This window comes from Streptomyces sp. NPDC058008 (assembly GCF_042886395.1).
In the GTDB taxonomy this organism is placed as follows: domain Bacteria; phylum Actinomycetota; class Actinomycetes; order Streptomycetales; family Streptomycetaceae; genus Streptomyces.
The window spans coordinates 44,805-61,870 of record NZ_JBHVQX010000025.1; the positions used below are offsets into that span (position 1 = coordinate 44,805).

The following is a 17,066-nucleotide window of genomic DNA, read 5'->3' on the forward strand; positions in this document are numbered from 1 at the left end:
GGGCGCCGGAGAGGTGGGAGAGAGCCGCCCGGCTGGGTACGTAGGTGTCCATGACGCCCACCGCCACGTACCGGCTTCAGCTCCAACCGGACTTCCCGTTCGCCGCCGCCGCCGAGGCCGTGCCGTATCTCGCCGGGCTCGGCGTCTCCCATCTGCACCTGTCCCCCGTCCTGGAGGCCGTGCCGGGTTCCGGGCACGGCTACGACGTCGTCGACCACGGCACGGTGCGGGCCGAGTTCGGGGGCGAGGAGGGCTTGCGGGAGCTGGCCGCCACTGCGCGCGCCCACGGCCTCGGGCTGGTGGTGGACATCGTGCCGAACCACATGGCCGCCGCGCCCCGCCACAACCTGCCGCTGTGGGAGGTGCTGCGCGAGGGGCCGGAGTCACCGTACGCCCGCTGGTTCGACATCGACTGGGCGGCGGGCGGCGGAAAGGTGCTGCTGCCCGTGCTGGCCGGGCGCGTCGGCGCGGAGAGCGGCGGCTTCGAGCCGGGGACCAGGGACGACGGCACGCCCGTGCTCCGGCACGGCGACCTCGAGTTCCCGGTGCGCGAGGGTACGGCGGACCTCCCGCTGCCGGAGCTGCTGGCGGCGCAGCACTACCGGCTCGCCTGGTGGCGGCTGGGCAGGACGGAGCTGAACTACCGGCGCTTCTTCACCGTCTCCGACCTGATCGGGGTCCGGGTGGAGCACCCGGAGGTCTTCGCCGCCACCCACGCCAAGATCCTCGAACTGGTGCGGGACGGAGTGGTCGAGGGCCTGCGCGTCGACCACCCGGACGGGCTGGCCGACCCCGCCGCGTACCTGGGGCGGCTCGGTGACGCCACCGGCGGGCGGTGGACGGTGGTGGAGAAGATCCTCACCGGCGCGGAGTCCCTGCCGGCGGGGTGGGCGGTCGCGGGGACGACCGGGTACGACGCGCTGCACCGGATCGACGGCCTGTTCACCGACCCGATGGGAGCGGCGGATCTCCTCGGCCGCTACCGGGACTTCGCGGGGCCGTCGGGCGACCGCGGCGGCTACTGGACGGCGACCGTCCGCCGGGCGGCGTACCGCGTGGTCACCCATGAGCTGGCCGCCGAGACGGAGTGGCTGACCCGCCTCGCCGTCGAGGCGTGCGCCGGGGACCCCGCGCTCCACGACCACGCGCCGTGGGCGCTCCGCACGGCGGTGCGTGAGCTGCTCGTACGGGTGCCCGTCTACCGGCCGTACGTCACGGCGGGCGGCCCGCTCTCGGAGACCGCCGAGTCGACGCTGCCGCCCGAGGCGGTGCGGGACGCCAAGGCGGCGTTCACCGTCCCCCAGGAGGCGGAGGCCGTCGACGTGGTGCGGGACCTGGCGCTGGGCCGCCTCGGCGACGGGCCGGAGCGGGCGGCGTTCTGCGTGCGGTTCGCGCAGACGGCGTCCGCGCTGCACGCCAAGTCGGTCGAGGACACGGCGTTCTACCGTTACGTCCCGCTGATCTCGGCGACCGAGGTGGGCGGCGATCCGGGGCGGCCCGCGGTGAGCCCGGAGGAGTTCCACGCGTTCTGCGCCCGCGTCGCACGGGACTGGCCGGCGACCGGCACGGTCCTGACGACCCACGACACCAAGCGCAGCGGCGACCTCAGGGCCAGGATCGCCGTCCTGTCCGAGTGCCCCGAACGGTGGTCCTCGCTGGTGGAGCAGTTGTCCAGGGCGACGCCCGTACCGGCGCCCGACCCCCAGCTGGCCTGGCAGGCCTGGCAGTCGGCGTACGGCTGCGCGGGGCTGCCGGCGGGTGAGCTGGCCGCCAGGCTGGAGCCGTCGCTGCTGAAGGCGGTGCGCGAGGCGGGTCTGTTCACCAGCTGGACCGAGCCGGATCCGGTGTACGAGCGGGCGGTGACCGACTTCGTGGCGGCCGGGCCCGGCGGGCACACGGGTGAGGCGCGGTCGATGATGACCAGGTTCGCGGAGTCGCTGGGGCCGTTCGTGCGCGCCAACGTGCTGGGGGCCGCGCTGGTGCACCTGACGATGCCCGGGGTCCCCGATCTGTACCAGGGCACGGAGCGGGAGTACATCGCGCTGGTCGACCCGGACAACCGGCGACCGTTCGCCCGGCCGGGCGGGGGCGAGGACGAGAAGGCCGCGCTCACCACGGCGGCGCTGCGGCTGCGCGGGGAACGCCCGGAGCTGTTCGGGGAGTCGGGCACCTACGCCCCGCTGGCGGCGCGGGGTTCCGCCGCCGCGCACTGTCTGGCGTTCTGCCGGTCCGGCGAGGTCGTCACGGCGGTGACCCGGCTGGCGCTGCGGCTGGACGAGGAGGGCGGCTGGCGCGACACGGAGCTGACGCTGCCCGGCGAGGGGCCGTGGACCGATCTCCTGTCCTCCGGACGGGAGTTCACGGGGCCCGTGGTCACCGTGGCGGAACTCTTCGCGGACCGGCCGGTGGCACTGCTCGTCAGGGCGGGGCGGCGGGGCTGAGAACAGGGCCGGGGTGCCTCCGGGATCCGGCGGCCGGGTCCGGGCGCCATCAGCCCCGTACCGGTGCCGGCGCCGCGTCCGGACCGCGGTTCACGGCGGCGGTTCGCCGGGGCGGTTCGCCGGGGCGGTTCGCTGGGGGGGCGGGAGGGAACGCCACCGGCGCACCCGTGTCGCCGTGGCGGCGGTCAGGCGGGTGGCACGGGCAGTGAGGCGGAGAGCCGGAAGGTCATCCGGCCGAAGCTGACCTGGTCGCCGTCGCGCACCACGACCGATCCGACGACCCGCTGGCCGTTGACGCACGTACCGTTCGTCGAGCCGAGATCGCGCAGGACCCACCGGCTGCCGTGCGCGGTCAGTTCGGCGTGCGTCCGCGACACGGTCTCGTGGCTGAGCCGGAGTCCGTTGCCCGGGTCGCGGCCGATGCGCAGCGGGGTGGGGCCGGGCATCGGCAGGAGGAGTCTCGGCAGCCGCTCGGACTGCCAGGCCCGGCGCACCCGGGCCGGGAAGGCGGATATCCCGCCGACCGCTCGGATCAGGCCACCGGACCAGCGCCCGCCCGTGTCCAGGTCCGAGGTGAGGGCCTTCAGCTCCTCGGACCGCCGGGCGGTGAGGGCGAGTTCCATGCGGCGCAGGAAGGTGTCGTGGGAGAGCTTTCCCTGGGCGGCGCCGTCTCTGAGCACACCGAGTACACGGTCGCGCTCGGCGTCCGAGAGCCGAGCGGGATACGTGTGGGGCTCGAAGAAGGACGTCACAGCACCGATTGTCGGGCCGGGAGCCCCGGAGTGTCCAGACAATGCCCGTTCCGGGCGGCCCTGACCTGCGCCACAGCGGACAAATACCGCCCGTCCGTGGCCGGAAAGTTGTTATCGTCACGGGCCGCCACCAGACGCGGCACACCCATCGAGGAGACTTTGTGATCCCTGCACCACCGGAACTGACCATCCGTCCGCTCACCGGGGCGGACGAACTCGGTCTCTTCCAGCGTCTTTCCTACGTGCTCGACCACGAGCTCGCCGACGACCTCGCGGCGGGCCGCCGCCTCCCCGGGTGGATGTGGGTGGCCCTGCGCGGCGACCGGGTCCTCGCCCGGCTCGCGTGGTGGACGGGACAGCAGGGGGGCGATCCGGTGTTCCTCGACTTCTTCGACCTGGACGACACCCTGCCGGAGCCGGAGCGCGGGGCGATCGGGCTCGAACTGCTGGAGAAGGCGACCGCCGCGGTCGTGCCCGCCGGGGCCGTCCGGCCCGAGTACGGCCGCTTCGTCCCGCCGGACTGGCGTCAGGACCCGGTCGCACGTGAGGCCGTCGAGGCCCGGATACGGGTCATGGAGGCGAGCGGCGCCAGGATGCTGGTCGAGCGGCTGCGCCTGGAGTGGCGGGAGGGCACACCGGTGCCCGAGGCCGACGGCCGGCTGGTGTTCCGCCCGGTCGCCGGACGCGAGGACCTCCTCGCGCTGATGGCCCCGGTGATGGAGGGCACGCTGGACGCGCACGGGCAGCAGGACCTGGCGTCCGGGCTGACCACCCGTGAGGCGGCGGAGAAGCAGTACGACGAGGAGTTCGCCGCTCTGCGTACGCCGCGGGAGTGGTGGCGGATCGCGGAGCTGCCGGACGGGGAGCCGGTGGGCTTCGTCATTCCGGCGCGCAACAACTACCACCCGATGATCTCCTACATCGGGGTGCTGCCCGCGCACCGCGGCCGGGGCTACATCGACGAGATCCTCGCCGAGGGCACGCGGGTGCTCGCCGCGCAGGGTGTGGAGCGGATCAGGGCGGCCACGGACCTCGGCAACGTCCCCATGGCCAGGTCCTTCGCCCGCCTCGGCTACGTCAACTTCGAGCGCGCCTTCGACATGGTGTGGGACGAGGCGTGATCCGGCGGACGTGAACGCCCGTCCGGACGACCGCCCGGACGGGGAGGGAGGCGGGGCCCGTGCGTGACCTCTGCGTCCCCAGCCCCCGCCCGCAGGACCGGGGCCCGGACCCGGTCCGACCGGGAGCGCTCCCTCCCCCGGGATGTCCCGGAGGACACCCCCTGACCCGTACGGTCGTGCGGCCACTCACCCCGAGCGGCGACAGCCGTCCGCGGCCTTCCACGCGTAGCGGTAGCGCTCGACCAGCGGCTCTGCGTCCGCCGCCCCGGGATCCCGTGAGGAGCCCGCCGACGCGGTGGTCCTGGAGATGCTGCGCCAGGTCCACCCGGAGACGCCGCGTCGTCCCCGAGGCACGGGGCACGGTCACGGCTACGGCCTGCCCGTGGAGAGCACCCGCTCCCTCACGGCGCGGGTGCCTCCACCGTGGCGGGCGCGACGGGCCTCGGGAACACCCCGACGGCCGCCGCGTCCGCAGGGGCCGGTCACCACGTCATCCGGGAGCGTGTTCACCCGGTGTGAGCACCGGACCGCGCGTGCCGCCGGTGCGCTGGGCGCGGATCACGTCGCGGTACCAGGCGTAGGACTCCTTCGGCGTCCTGCGCAGGGTCTCGTAGTCGATGTGGACCAGGCCGAACCGCTTGCTGGCGCCCTCGGTCCACTCGACGTTGTCGGTCAGCGACCAGGTGAAGTAGCCCCGCACGTCGACGCCCGCGTCGATGGCCTCCCGCAGCGCCCCCAGGTGGCCCTCCAGGAACGCGATGCGCCGCCCGTCGGCGACGGGCTCGTCGACCGCGCAGCCGTTCTCGGTGATGTAGACGGGAGGCAGCCGGTCGCCGAAGCGGTCGCGGAGCTGGCCGAGTGTCTCGGCGAGTCCCTGCGGGACGACGGGCCAGCCGAAGTCCGTGGTGTCGTATCCCTCGATCTCCCTGATCCCGAACGGGAGCCCGGTGGGCATCGCGTAGCCGGAGAAGGAGTCGAGCGCTTCCGGCCGGGGGGCACCCACGAGGGTCGGGTTGTAGTAGTTGACGCCGTACCAGTCGAGGGGCGCGGAGATGATCTTGAGGTCCTCCGCGACCGGTCCCGGCATCAGGGCGGCGAAACCCTCGTCGGGGTAGCGGCCGGTGAGGACCGGGTCGGCGAACAGCCAGTTGGTGAGCGTGTCGTAGAGCTCCGCTCCCATGCGGTCCTCGTCCGAGTCCCCCGCCGTCCACACCGGCGAGTGGGAGAGCGCGATGCCGATGTTTCCGGCGCCCGCGGCGCGCAGCGCCCGCACGGCGAGGCCGTGGGCGAGCAGCTGGTGGTGGGCGGCGGGCAGCGCGTCGAAGAGGAGGGTGCGGCCGGGGGCGTGCTCGCCGAGCGCGTAGCCGAGCAGGGTCACCTCGGCCGGTTCGTTGATGGTGATCCACATCGGGACCCGGTCGGCGAGGCGTTCGGCGACCATGCCCGCGTACTCCGCGAAGCGGTAGGCGGTGTCCCGGTTGAGCCAGCCGCCCGCCTCGTCCAGCGGGAGCGGGGTGTCCCAGTGGTAGAGGGTCGGGGCCGGCGTGATGCCGTGGGCGCAGAGCTCGTCCACGAGCCGGTCGTAGAAGTCCAGTCCTGCGGGGTTCAGTGAGCCGCTGCCGCCGGGCACGACCCGTGGCCAGCTGATGGAGAAGCGGAAGGCGTCCGCGCCGAGTCCGGCGAGCAGGGCGACGTCCTCGCGGTAGCGCTCGTGGAATCCGGTGCCGCGGGTGGTGTCGGTGCCGTCCTTGATCCGGCCGGGCTGAGCGGCGAAGGCGTCCCAGCCGGAGAGCCCCTTGCCGTCGGTGTCGAAGGCCCCTTCCGTCTGGAAGGCGGAGGCGGAGGCTCCCCACAGGAAGCCGGGTGGGAATGTCGGCACGGTCATCTCGGCCTCCAGCAGCCGTAAGAGGGACCTTGTGGTACTGCCCGGGCTCACCGCGTATGAGCGGAACCCGGCAGGGCAATGATCAGGACCAGACCCTAATGGCCATCTGCGGGCTCGCTCCAGTGTCCCGGGGCCGTGCGTGCGGATTCCGTCGGTCATGGGGCCTCCGGCGAGGCATCAGGTCCGTGGACGAGGAGTGGTGGATGCAGTTCGAGGTGTGGGCCCCCGGGGCCGGGTCGGCCGCGCTGTGCACGGCGGGCGGGCGCCTGCCGATGGAGCGCGACCCGCTGCGCGCGGGCTGGTGGACGGCGACGGCCTCGGCGGTGGACGGCGACCGCTACGGCTTCTCGCTCGACGACGGCCCGGTGCTGCCCGATCCGCGCTCCCGCCGCCAGCCGGACGGTCCGGACGGCGAGAGCGCGGTCGTCGACCAGGACGCGTACGTCTGGCGCACCGCCTGGGCGGGGCGCGGACTGCCCGGCGCGGTCCTGTACGAGCTGCACATCGGTACGTTCACGCCGGAGGGCACCTTCGACGCCGCGGCCGGACGGCTCGGCCGTCTCGTGGACCTCGGCATCACCCATGTGTCCGTGATGCCCGTCTGCCCGTTCCCGGGAACCCACGGGTGGGGGTACGAAGGAGTGTCGCTCTGGGCCGTGCACGAGCCCTACGGCGGTCCGGACGGACTGAAGCGTTTTGTCGACACGGCGCACGGACTGGGTCTCGCCGTGGTCCTGGACGTGGTCCACAACCACCTGGGGCCCTCGGGCAACCACCTCCCGGCCTTCGGGCCCTACTTCACGGACACGCACCACACCCCGTGGGGTTCGGCCGTCAACCTCGACGCCCCCGGGTCGGACGAGGTGCGCGCCTATCTGCTGGGCAGCGCGCTCGCCTGGCTGCGGGACTACCGCCTGGACGGCCTGCGCCTGGACGCCGTCCACGCGCTGGCCGACGGCAGGGCGCTCACCTTCCTGGAGGAGCTGTCCACAGCGGTGGACGCGCTCGCCTCGGAGCTCGGCCGGCCGCTCGGGCTGATCGCGGAGTCCGACCTCTGCGACCCCCGTACGACCACGCCCCGCACGGAGGGCGGCATCGGGCTGCACGCCCAGTGGAACGACGACTTCCACCACGCCCTGCACACCGCGCTCACCGGCGAGTCCCAGGGCTACTACGCCGACTTCGCCACCGCCCCGCTCGCCGCCCTCGCCAAGACGGTGACCAGGGCGTTCTTCCACAACGGTACGTACTCCAGCTTCCGGGGCCGCACCCACGGCCGCCCGGTCGACGCGACCCGGACGCCCGCCCACCGTTTCGTCGGCTACGCCCAGACCCACGACCAGATCGGCAACCGCGCCCTCGGCGACCGGCTCGCCACCGGGCTCTCACCGGGGCTCCGGGCGTGCGCGGCGGCGCTCGTGCTGACCGCCCCCTTCGTGCCGATGCTCTTCATGGGCGAGGAGTGGGGCGCCCGCACCCCGTGGCAGTTCTTCACCGACCACACCGATCCGGAGCTCGCCCGAGCCGTACGCGAGGGCAGGCGGCGGGAGTTCGCGGCGCACGGCTGGGCCGTGGAGGACATCCCCGATCCGCAGGACCCGGCGACCCGGGACCGCTCCTGCCTCGACTGGAGCGAACCGGAGCGCGAGCCGCACGCCCGCCTGTACGCCTGGTACCGCGAACTGATCGCCCTGCGCCGCAGCCTGCCGGACCTCTCGGATCCGGACCTGGCCTCGGTGCGGACGGCGTACGACGAGCGGGCCCGCTGGATCGCCTGGCGCAGGGGCGATCTGCGGGTCGTGGCCAACCTCGCCGGGGAGCCCGCGGCGGTCCCGCTCGGCGCCGGCCGCGGGGGCAGGGTGCTGGCCGCCTGGGAACCGGCCGAAGCACCCGGCGCCGACGGGGTGCTGCGCCTGCCGGCGGAATCGTGCGTCGTGCTCGCCGACGGCTGAGCGGCACCCCGGCCCCGCCGGCGGCCCGGACACCGCCGCGGTGACCGCCGCGGCATCGGGCGGCCTCCCCCGCGGGGCGCCGGGAGGAGGAAGGACCGGCGGGGCCTACTCGACGACCGCCAGCTCGCGGGCGGTCGTGTTGAGCCGCCGGCCCCCGCTCTCCGTGACCGTGACGATGTCCTCGATGCGGACCCCGAAGCGGCCGGGCAGGTAGATGCCCGGCTCCACGGAGAAGCACATGCCGGGGACCAGCGGCTGCTCCTCGCCCTCGATCATGTACGGCGGTTCGTGGGTGGTGACGCCGATGCCGTGGCCCGTGCGGTGGATGAAGCGCTCGCCGTAGCCGAATTCGGTGATGACGGCGCGGGCCGCCCGGTCGACGTCCTGGCAGGCCGCCCCGGGGCGCACCGCCCCGCAGCCCGCCTCCTGCGCCTCCCGTACGACGTCGTGGACCCGCTGCTCCTCGGCGGTGGGTTCGCCGACGTGGACCGTGCGGGAGGTGTCGGAGCCGTAGCCGTGCTTCAGGCCGCCGAAGTCCAGGACGACCATGTCGCCCCGCTCGATGACGCGGTCGCCCGCCTCGTGGTGCGGGTCGGCGCCGTTGGGCCCGGACCCCACCACGGTGAAGTCGACCTGGGAGTGCCCGTGCCCGAGGAGGAGTGCGGCCAGGTCGGCGGCGACGTCGCTCTCGCGCCGGCCGGAGAAACGGACCTTCAGGATCTGCTCGTACGTCGCGTCGGCGGCGGCGGCCGCGGCGGCGAGCCTCTCCAGCTCGGCGGTGTCCTTGACCGCGCGCAGCATCGGCAGGACGTCGGTCAGCGAGGCGTAGGAGGTGCCGGGGAGGAGCTTGTGCAGGGCCAGCAGGTGCAGCGCCCAGGCGTTGTCGCTGATCCCGAACCGGCCCTCGGCGTCGAGGAGTCCGGCGGTCAGGGTGTAGGGGTTGGCGGCGTCGGTCCAGTCCCGCAGGGTGAGGGCGGGGGAACCCGCCGCCCGTTCCGCGTCCGCCGCCTCCAGGGCCGGGACGACGAGGACGGGGTCGTGGCCCGCCCTGAGCACGAGCAGGGTGAGGCGTTCGGTGTCCGCCGTCGGCCGGTAGCCGGTGAGGTGGACCATGTCGGGCCCCGGCGCGACGAGGACGCCGGCCAGGCCCGCGGCGTCGGCGGACTCGGCCGCGCGGGTCATCCGGGCCCGGTAGTCGTCGGCGGTGAAGGGCACGGGCTGATCGGTGCTGGGCAAGAGGACCTCCTGGCGGGGCGCGACGCGGCACTGAGCATCCTGCCCGGCCGCCGGGGCGGACGCGAACGGTGTCCGGGCCGTACGGAGCCTCCGGCAGGGCCTGCCGTGCGTCAGCCGAGCCGTACGACCAGGTCGGCGCGGGCCCGGTGCCGCTCGACGAGGCGGACGTTGCGCTCGTCGGACCCGGCGACCCAGCGCTCGGCGTACGGGCGGGGCTTGCCGAACCGCACGTGCCGCTCCACCAGTCTGCTCACCCTCAGCCCGGGGTCGGCGTCCAGGAACCACGCCTCGTCCAGCAGGCCGCGCACCGGTGCCCAGGGGCCCTCGTCCAGCAGGAGGTAGTTGCCCTCGGTCACGACGAGCGGGACGTCCGCGGGGACGCGCACGGACCCGGCGACCGGCTCCTCCAACGCCCGGTCGAAGGCGGGCGCGTACACCGGCTCCTGGCCTTCGGGGTGGCGCAGCCGCCGGAGCAGGGCCACGTAACCGGCGGCGTCGAAGGTGTCGGGCGCGCCCTTGCGGTCCGCCCGGCCGAGGCGTTCCAGCTCGGCCCCCGCCAGGTGGAAGCCGTCCATCGGGACGAGGACCGCGCGGCCCTGGAGCCCTTCGGTGATCCGGGCGGCGAGGGTGGACTTCCCGGCGCCGGGCGCCCCCGCGATACCGAGGACGCGGCGCCGGCCGTCGGCGGCGAGACGGTGGGCACGGTCCGTCAGCGCGGCAAGGTCGCTCGTCTCCATGACGGGCATTGTCCCCCGGACGGGCGGGGCGTTGCCGGTTCCGGGCCGGGGCAGGCGTAGTGTTACGTATAACTCCGTACGGCCCCCACTACCCGAGGACGCGATCCCATGTCCCACATCGCCCTGGTCACGCTCGTCGTCCGCGACTACGACGAGGCGCTCTCCTTCTACACCGGCTCCCTCGGGTTCGAGCCGGTGGAGGACACCGACCGGGGCGACGGCTCCCGCTGGGTGGTCGTCCGGCCCCGGGGTACGACCGGGACCGGGCTGCTGCTGGCGCGGGCCGAGGACGAGGCCCAGCTCGCGAGGGTCGGGGCGCAGACGGGCGGCCGGGTCGGGTTCTTCCTGCACACGGAGGACTTCGCCGGTGACCACGCGCGGATGCGGGCGGCCGGGGTCCGCTTCCTGGAGGAGCCGCGGCACGAGACGTACGGCTCCGTCGCCGTCTTCGAGGACCCCTACGGCAACCGGTGGGACCTGTTGCAGCCCGCGTGAACTCCCGAACCGGTCCTCGGGTGGGGGCACCGCCGGCCTAGGCCGGTCCCGCCGCCGCGCGCAGCGCCTCCAGCACCGGCGCGATCAGCGGATGACCCTCGGCCCCCCGGCGCACGGCGGCGAAGACGCGCCGGGTGGGGGCGGCGCCCTCGACCGGCCGTACGACGACACCGCCGAGCTCCGTGCCGCGCAGCGCCGAGCGGGGCACCAGCGCCACCCCGGCCCCCGCTCCGGCCAGGGCGACCACGGCGTGGAAGTCGTCCGAGGAGTGCTCCAGCAGAGGCTCGAAACCGGCGTACTCGCAGGCCAGGACCACCACGTCGTGGCAGGGATTGCCCGGGTACGGGCCGATCCACGTGTCCTTGGCGAGATCGGCGACGGCGACGTGGTCCTGGCCCGCCAGGCGGTGGCCGACCGGCAGCACCGCGTCGAAGGGCTCGGAGTACAGCGGCACCCGGGTGAGCCGCCGGTCGTCGTCGCCGGGCGCGCCCCGGTACTCGACGGCGACGGCCACGTCGGCCTGCCGGTCCAGCACCATGGGCACGCTGGCGTCGCCCTCGGCGTCCTGCACCCGGACCCGGATGCCCGGCGCGGTGCGGGTGAGCTCGGCGATCGCGGGGGCCAGGACGAGCCCGATGCCCGTCGCGAACGCGGCGACGGTGACCGTCCCCGCGACCCCCGCGCCGTAGTCGGCGAGTTCCGCCTCGGCCCGTTCCAGCTGGGCGAGCACGGCGTTGGCGTGGGTCAGCAGGATCTCCCCGGCGGCGGTCATCCGGGCACCCCGGGCCCCGCGCTCGACCAGCCGGTGGCCGGTCTCCTGCTCCAGGGCGGCGAGTTGCTGGGAGACCGCGGACGGGGTCAGATACAGCGCGGCGGCCGCGGCGGTCACCGTGCGGTGGTCGGCCACCGCACGGAGGATACGCAGCCGCCGTGCATCGATCATGTACTCATTGTCCCAGGTCGCGGGGCGGTTCTACGCCTCCAGCGCGGCCCGTGCGCCGACGAACGCGTCCACGGCGCGGTGGACGTCCTCGGTGGAGTGCGCGGCGGAGAGCTGGACGCGGATGCGCGCGGCCCCCTGCGGGACGACGGGGTAGGAGAACCCGATCACGTACACCCCGCGCTCCAGGAGGAGTTCCGCCATCCGGGCCGCCTCCGCCGCGTCCCCGATCATCACGGGGGCGATGGCGTGGTCGCCGGGCAGGATGTCGAAGCCCTCCTCGGTCATCCGCGAACGGAAGAGCGCGGTGTTGGCGTCGAGCCGCTCGCGCAGGTCGCCCGCGGACTCCAGCAGGTCGATGACCTTCAGGGAGGCGGCGGCGATGACGGGGGCGAGCGAGTTGGAGAAGAGGTAGGGGCGCGAGCGCTGGCGCAGCAGCGCGACGATCTCGGAGCGCGCGGCGACGTAACCGCCGGACGCGCCGCCCAGGGCCTTGCCGAGCGTGCCGGTGATGATGTCGACGCGGTCCATGACCCCGTGCAGTTCGGGGGTGCCCCGGCCGCCGGGTCCGACGAAGCCGACGGCGTGCGAGTCGTCGACCATGACCATCGCGTCGTAGCGGTCGGCCAGGTCGCAGATCTCTGCCAGCGGGGCGACGTAGCCGTCCATGGAGAAGACGCCGTCGGTGACGATGAGCCGCCGGCGCGCCCCGGACGCATCCTTGAGCCGCTGCTCCAGGTCGGCCATGTCGCGGTTGGCGTAGCGGTGGCGCTTCGCCTTGGAGAGGCGGATGCCGTCGATGATGGAGGCGTGGTTGAGGGCGTCGGAGATCACCGCGTCCTCGGGGCCGAGCAGGGTCTCGAAGACCCCGCCGTTGGCGTCGAAGCAGGAGGAGTAGAGGACCGTGTCCTCCTGGCCGAGGAAGGCCGAGAGCCGCTGCTCCAGCTCCTTGTGGACCTCCTGGGTGCCGCAGATGAAGCGCACGGACGCGAGGCCGTAGCCCCAGCGGTCCAGCGCCTCGTGGGCGGCGGCGACGACCTCGGGGTGGTCGGCGAGGCCGAGGTAGTTGTTGGCGCAGAAGTTGAGCACCTCGCCCGCGCGGCCGCCGGAGGTGACGGCGACGGTGGCGGACTGCGGGGTGCCGATGACCCGCTCGGGCTTCTGGAGCCCGGCCTCACGGATCTCGTCGAGGGTGGTGCGCAGGTCGTCGCGTACGGAATCGAACATGAGGGTGTCTCCCAGGTGGGTACGGGTGCGTGCGAGGGGCTTCAGGCGGTCCAGTCGAGGAGGACCTTGCCACCGAGGCCGCTCGCCGCGTCGTCGAACGCCGCTTCGAAGTCGCGGTAGCCGTACCGGCCGGTGATCACCGGGGCGAGGTCGAGGCCGCCCTCCAGCAGGACCGACATGGCGTACCAGGTCTCGTACATCTCGCGGCCGTAGATGCCCTTGATGGTGAGCATGGAGGTGACGACCCGGGACCAGTCGACGGGGAACTCGGCCGACGGCAGTCCGAGCATCGCGATCCGGCCGCCGTGGGTCATGTTGGCGATCATGTCCCGCATGGCCTCGGGGCGTCCGGACATCTCCAGGCCGATGTCGAAGCCCTCGCGCAGTCCGAGCCTGCGCTGGCCGTCGGCGATGGTCTCGGCCCCGACGTCCAGGGCGAGGTTCACCCCGACCTTCCTGGCCAGTTCGAGCCTGGCCTCGCTGACGTCGGTGATGACGACGTTGCGGGCGCCCGCGTGGCGGGCGACGGCGGCGGCCATGATGCCGATCGGGCCCGCGCCGGTGATCAGCACGTCCTCGCCGACCAGGGGGAAGGACAGCGCGGTGTGCACGGCGTTGCCGAACGGGTCGAAGATCGCGGCGATGTCGAGGTCCACCTTGTCGCGGTGCACCCAGACGTTCGACGCGGGCAGCGCCAGGTACTCCGCGAACGCCCCGTCCCGGCCGACGCCGAGCCCGAGGGTGGAGCGGCACAGGTGCCGGCGGCCGGCGAGACAGTTGCGGCACTTCCCGCACACCAGGTGGCCCTCGCCGCTGACCAGGTCGCCGACCTTGATGTCGACGACGTCCGCGCCGGTCGCGGCGACCTCGCCGACGAACTCGTGGCCCAGGACGAGCGGGGTGCGCACGGCCTGCCGCGCCCAGCCGTCGTAGTCACGGATGTGCAGGTCGGTGCCGCAGATCCCGGTGCGCAGGACCTTGATGAGCACGTCCCCGGGGCCGGTCTCGGGCTCCGGTACGTCCATCAGCCACAGTCCGGGCTCGGCCTTGTGCTTCACGAGTGCCTTCACGGCTGCGGCTCCTGTACCTCGTACCTGGCGGGTGACCCGGTCCCGGGCATGCCGAAGGCGGCCTGCGGCCCGGGGGTGGCGGGGACACGGCGGACGGGACAGGGCGAACCGCCTGTCACACGCTCTCCGCCGTCACCGAGAAATGTGCCGCACCGGGGGCTCCAGGTCCATCGAGGATTTCTTAAGCGCGGCCGTAGATCCGCTTCAGGCCCCGGGGACCCCGGCCCGGCGTCAGACCCCCTGCACCGGCCTCGGCCAGGGCCGTCCGTCGATGTGCTCGATGTCGCTGTTGAGGCGCTTGAGGTAACCGGCGAAGACGGCGACCTCGTCGGAGGACCAGTCGGCCATGACCCGCTCCAGGCCGCTGATGTTCTCCGCCCGCTCCGCGTCGAGGCTGAGCTCACCCGCACCGGTGATGCGGAACTTGCGGGCGATGCCCCCGTCGGGGTCAGGGATGCGTTCGACGAGACCGGCCCGCAGTATCGCCGCGGTCTGCCGGTTCAGCGTGGAGGCGTCGAGGCCGAAGGCGTCGCTGAGCTGCCCGATGGACATGGGTCCCTCCATCCGGATCCTGCTCAGCAGGGTGTACGCGCTGCGGTCGAGACGCCCGCCGTCCCGCCTCGACCGGGGCGCGCTCAGCTGGAGGTGGCGCCCGAGCAGCATCGTCTCGAACTCGATCAGGTGCGTCGGCTTGTCCATCGCCTGGGTCACGGTCCTTCTCTCGACGGCCTTCGCGGTGCCTGGGGCTCTCCACCGCACATATACCATCCGGTCCGCGGACGGCCGGACGGGCCGTTTAGGTATGTTGACATAGCTATGATCCGGTACCTATGCTGGCCGGATGCCCGACCCCACCGCAGCCGCCCAGGAGACCGACCGCGTGGCCTCCGCGCTCGTGGCGTCCCTGCCCGCGCTGCACCGGGCTCTGGAGCGGAAGGTCGCGCGGGACTTCCCGCACCCCCGGCTCCCCGACGGCCAGCTGGCGCTGCTGTTCCTCGTCGAGGAGCGTGCCGGGATCACCGTCCGGGAGACGGCCGAGGCCCTGCTGATGAAGCCGAACAACGTCAGCGCCCTGGTCTCCCAGCTCACCGATCTGGGGCTGCTGGAGCGCAGGCAGGACGCGGCCGACAGGCGGATCGCCCATCTGTACCCGACGGCCACGGCCCGGGAGCGGCTCGCCGAGGCGCGGTCGCTCAAGGAAGCCCATCTGGCACGCGCGCTGCACACCCTGACCGAGGGGCAGCTCGACGCCCTCGGCGCGGCCCTGGGCGCGCTGGCGTCACTGAACCGGCACCTCCACTCCCCCGCCGGCTGACCTCCCGCCCCGCACTTCCGTCACCGGCTCCGCGGAACGGGCCGCGGCCCGGTGCCGCCCCGCGCCCCGTGACCGGCCGCGCGGTCCGGTGCCGCCCCGTGCCCCCGACGCGGACCGGGTACGTCCTCCCGCCCTCACGCAACGTTTCACAGACAAGGCTTCCGCATGTCCTCCACCACCGTGGACACCTCCGCCCCGCCCGAGAACAGTCCACCCGACGTGCCCGGGGGCAGGCGCGGCAATCCCTGGCTGACGCTGATCGCGGTGGCCATCGGCCTGTTCATGGTCAACCTCGACGGCTCGGTCGTCGCGATCGCCAACCCGGAGATCGGCCGGGACCTCGGCGCGTCCACCGCCGACCTCCAGTGGGTCACCAACGCCTATCTGATCGCCATGGCCGCCCTGTTGATCCTGGGCGGGAAGCTCGGCGACCGGCTGGGGCGGCACACGGTCTACATGACCGGCACGGTGGGCTTCACCCTCGCCTCGGTGGCGATCGGCCTGTCCGGCTCGATCGAGGGCGTGATCGCCTTCCGCGCCGCGCAGGGGGTGTTCGCCGCCCTGCTCATCCCCAACACCCTCGGCCTGCTGCGGGCGGTCTTCCCGCCCCGGAAGTTCGGTATGGCCGTGGGCCTGTGGGCCATGGTGGCGTCCTGCTCCACCGCCCTCGGGCCGATCGTCGGCGGTCTGCTCATCGAGCACGTCAACTGGGAGTCCGTCTTCTACATCAACGCCCCCATCGGCGTCGTCGCGCTGGCCGTCAGCCTGCTCGTGCTCCCGAAGAGCAAGGACTCCACCGGCCACCACCGCTTCGACGTGCCCGGGGTGATCCTCCTGGCGGCCGGACTGGTCGCCCTGGTCTTCGGTGTGGTCAAGGGCGAGACCTGGGGCTGGACCTCCGGCGGGACGCTGGGGTCGATGGCCGCGGGCCTGGTCCTGCTGGCCGTCTTCTGCCGGTACGAGACGCGCCAGGAGCACCCGCTGCTGCCGATGCGCCTCTTCCGCAACCGGTCGCTGGCCATCGGTACCGCCGTCACCGCCGTCAACTTCTTCGTCCTGCTCGGCGTCATCTTCTTCCTGATGCTGTACCTGCAGAACGTGCGTGGCTTCAGCCCGGTCGAGGCCGGTGCCCGCACCCTGCCGCTCAGCCTGGCCACGGTGGTCGCCTCCCCTCTCGGCGCCGCCCTGACCCAGCGCTTCGGCCCCCGGCTGACGATGCCCGTCGGCATGGTGCTCCAGGCCGCGGCCTCCCTCTGGATCCTCACCTGGGACGCGGACTCCTCGTACGCCGCGATGTGGCCGCCCTTCCTCGCCATCGGTCTGGGCGTCGGCATGGTGATGTCCGCGTCCTCCGACGCCATCGTCGGCAACGCGCCCAGGAAGGACGGCGGTGTCGCCGGCGGTCTTCAGGCCACCTCGCTGCAGATCGGCGGCGCCCTCGGCACGTCCGTGCTGGTGTCCCTGATCAGCGGCACGGTGGGATCGACGCTCACGGGTGAACTGACCTCGGCCGGCGTCCCCGCGAACGCGGCGGCCGGCTTCGAGGAGGCCAGGGACGCGGTGTCCATGGGTGTCTCGCCCGTGTCGGCGGACATGCCGGCGCAGCTGAGGGCCGCCGTGATCGAGGGGAGCGGCAACGCGTTCATGAACGGAGTGCACTCCGCCGTGATGGTCACCGCGGCCCTCTGCGTCGTCGGCGCGCTGCTGGCCGGATTCGGGATGCGCCGTCCCTCCGGACCCGCGGCCGAGGAGGGCTGAGCACCCGCCCGAGCACGTCCGGCCGGGGGGGGGGGCGCGGGACCCCCCGCCCCCCCCCGCCCGGGCCCCCCCGGGGCGGGCGGGGCGCGGGGTCTGTATAACATATAACAGCCCCCGAGACCCAAACTCAAAACGGA

14 protein-coding genes are annotated in these 17,066 nt (G+C 73.5%); 6 read left to right on the plus strand and 8 right to left on the minus strand.

Features of this window, described 5'->3' with window-relative positions; translation table 11 throughout:
• The first annotated feature begins 50 nt into the window (after window positions 1-50).
• The gene (gene treY, locus ACFVS9_RS24205) at window positions 51-2,441 is read left to right on the plus strand and encodes a malto-oligosyltrehalose synthase (protein ID WP_389935332.1); all 2,391 of its coding nucleotides are present in this window, start codon (window positions 51-53) and stop codon (window positions 2,439-2,441) included.
• Between the two features lie 185 nt (window positions 2,442-2,626).
• Here treY and ACFVS9_RS24210 read toward each other — a convergent pair whose 3' ends face one another.
• The gene (locus ACFVS9_RS24210) at window positions 2,627-3,193 is read right to left on the minus strand and encodes an FHA domain-containing protein (protein WP_389935335.1); all 567 of its coding nucleotides are present in this window, start codon (window positions 3,191-3,193) and stop codon (window positions 2,627-2,629) included.
• A 161-nt stretch (window positions 3,194-3,354) separates the two neighbouring features.
• Between ACFVS9_RS24210 and ACFVS9_RS24215 the strand changes: the two genes are divergently transcribed.
• Complete coding sequence (locus ACFVS9_RS24215; RefSeq protein WP_389935338.1) at window positions 3,355-4,314, plus strand: GNAT family N-acetyltransferase; 960 nt, start codon at window positions 3,355-3,357, stop codon at window positions 4,312-4,314.
• Window positions 4,315-4,804: 490 nt separating this feature from the next.
• On the opposite strand, the gene ACFVS9_RS24220 is transcribed toward ACFVS9_RS24215, so the two are convergent.
• The gene (locus ACFVS9_RS24220) at window positions 4,805-6,199 is read right to left on the minus strand and encodes a GH1 family beta-glucosidase (protein WP_383113943.1); all 1,395 of its coding nucleotides are present in this window, start codon (window positions 6,197-6,199) and stop codon (window positions 4,805-4,807) included.
• Window positions 6,200-6,402: 203 nt separating this feature from the next.
• On the opposite strand from ACFVS9_RS24220, the gene treZ reads away from it, so the two are divergent.
• On the plus strand, window positions 6,403-8,151 hold the full coding sequence (treZ, locus tag ACFVS9_RS24225) for a malto-oligosyltrehalose trehalohydrolase (RefSeq protein ID WP_389935343.1): 1,749 nt from the start codon (window positions 6,403-6,405) through the stop codon (window positions 8,149-8,151).
• A 105-nt stretch (window positions 8,152-8,256) separates the two neighbouring features.
• Here treZ and ACFVS9_RS24230 read toward each other — a convergent pair whose 3' ends face one another.
• Both ACFVS9_RS24230 and ACFVS9_RS24235 read right to left on the minus strand, forming a co-directional pair.
• Complete coding sequence (locus ACFVS9_RS24230; RefSeq protein WP_389935346.1) at window positions 8,257-9,387, minus strand: M24 family metallopeptidase; 1,131 nt, start codon at window positions 9,385-9,387, stop codon at window positions 8,257-8,259.
• Between the two features lie 110 nt (window positions 9,388-9,497).
• Window positions 9,498-10,124 carry a nucleoside/nucleotide kinase family protein gene (locus ACFVS9_RS24235; protein WP_389935349.1) on the minus strand — a complete coding sequence of 209 codons (627 nt, stop codon included), beginning with the start codon at window positions 10,122-10,124 and terminating at the stop codon, window positions 9,498-9,500.
• 108 nt (window positions 10,125-10,232) lie between these two features.
• Between ACFVS9_RS24235 and ACFVS9_RS24240 the strand changes: the two genes are divergently transcribed.
• Window positions 10,233-10,619 (plus strand): VOC family protein, encoded by a 387-nt coding sequence (locus ACFVS9_RS24240; RefSeq protein WP_383113939.1) that lies wholly within the window; start codon window positions 10,233-10,235, stop codon window positions 10,617-10,619.
• A 37-nt stretch (window positions 10,620-10,656) separates the two neighbouring features.
• Here ACFVS9_RS24240 and ACFVS9_RS24245 read toward each other — a convergent pair whose 3' ends face one another.
• The 4 genes from ACFVS9_RS24245 to ACFVS9_RS24260 form a co-directional block, all read right to left on the minus strand.
• Window positions 10,657-11,562, minus strand: coding sequence for a LysR family transcriptional regulator (locus ACFVS9_RS24245; RefSeq protein ID WP_383113938.1), 906 nt, complete (start codon window positions 11,560-11,562; stop codon window positions 10,657-10,659).
• Between the two features lie 30 nt (window positions 11,563-11,592).
• Window positions 11,593-12,786 (minus strand): glycine C-acetyltransferase, encoded by a 1,194-nt coding sequence (locus ACFVS9_RS24250; protein WP_389935354.1) that lies wholly within the window; start codon window positions 12,784-12,786, stop codon window positions 11,593-11,595.
• A 41-nt stretch (window positions 12,787-12,827) separates the two neighbouring features.
• Window positions 12,828-13,856, minus strand: a complete 1,029-nt coding sequence (tdh, locus tag ACFVS9_RS24255; RefSeq protein ID WP_383113936.1) for an L-threonine 3-dehydrogenase — start codon at window positions 13,854-13,856, stop codon at window positions 12,828-12,830.
• A gap of 231 nt (window positions 13,857-14,087) precedes the next feature.
• Window positions 14,088-14,555 carry a MarR family winged helix-turn-helix transcriptional regulator gene (locus tag ACFVS9_RS24260; RefSeq protein WP_383113988.1) on the minus strand — a complete coding sequence of 156 codons (468 nt, stop codon included), beginning with the start codon at window positions 14,553-14,555 and terminating at the stop codon, window positions 14,088-14,090.
• A gap of 142 nt (window positions 14,556-14,697) precedes the next feature.
• Here ACFVS9_RS24260 and ACFVS9_RS24265 point away from each other — a divergent pair, with 142 nt between their 5' ends.
• Both ACFVS9_RS24265 and ACFVS9_RS24270 read left to right on the plus strand, forming a co-directional pair.
• Window positions 14,698-15,171: a MarR family winged helix-turn-helix transcriptional regulator gene (locus ACFVS9_RS24265; RefSeq protein WP_383113935.1), complete on the plus strand. Its 474-nt coding sequence runs from the start codon at window positions 14,698-14,700 to the stop codon at window positions 15,169-15,171.
• Window positions 15,172-15,336: 165 nt separating this feature from the next.
• Entirely contained in the window at window positions 15,337-16,929 is a 1,593-nt protein-coding gene (locus ACFVS9_RS24270; protein ID WP_389935357.1) for a DHA2 family efflux MFS transporter permease subunit, read from the plus strand.
• The last annotated feature ends 137 nt before the right edge of the window (window positions 16,930-17,066 follow it).

Excerpts from the sequence above, each read along its gene's own strand:
- treY (WP_389935332.1), top strand. The coding sequence starts at position 51 with ATGACGCCCACCGCCACGTACCGGCTTCAGCTCCAACCGGACTTCCCG.
- ACFVS9_RS24220 (WP_383113943.1), bottom strand. The coding sequence starts at position 6,199 with ATGACCGTGCCGACATTCCCACCCGGCTTCCTGTGGGGAGCCTCCGCC.
- treZ (WP_389935343.1), top strand. The coding sequence starts at position 6,403 with ATGCAGTTCGAGGTGTGGGCCCCCGGGGCCGGGTCGGCCGCGCTGTGC.
- ACFVS9_RS24235 (WP_389935349.1), bottom strand. The coding sequence starts at position 10,124 with ATGGAGACGAGCGACCTTGCCGCGCTGACGGACCGTGCCCACCGTCTC.
- ACFVS9_RS24240 (WP_383113939.1), top strand. The coding sequence starts at position 10,233 with ATGTCCCACATCGCCCTGGTCACGCTCGTCGTCCGCGACTACGACGAG.
- ACFVS9_RS24245 (WP_383113938.1), bottom strand. The coding sequence starts at position 11,562 with ATGATCGATGCACGGCGGCTGCGTATCCTCCGTGCGGTGGCCGACCAC.
- ACFVS9_RS24250 (WP_389935354.1), bottom strand. The coding sequence starts at position 12,786 with ATGTTCGATTCCGTACGCGACGACCTGCGCACCACCCTCGACGAGATC.
- ACFVS9_RS24260 (WP_383113988.1), bottom strand. The coding sequence starts at position 14,555 with ATGGACAAGCCGACGCACCTGATCGAGTTCGAGACGATGCTGCTCGGG.
- ACFVS9_RS24265 (WP_383113935.1), top strand. The coding sequence starts at position 14,698 with ATGCCCGACCCCACCGCAGCCGCCCAGGAGACCGACCGCGTGGCCTCC.
- ACFVS9_RS24270 (WP_389935357.1), top strand. The coding sequence starts at position 15,337 with ATGTCCTCCACCACCGTGGACACCTCCGCCCCGCCCGAGAACAGTCCA.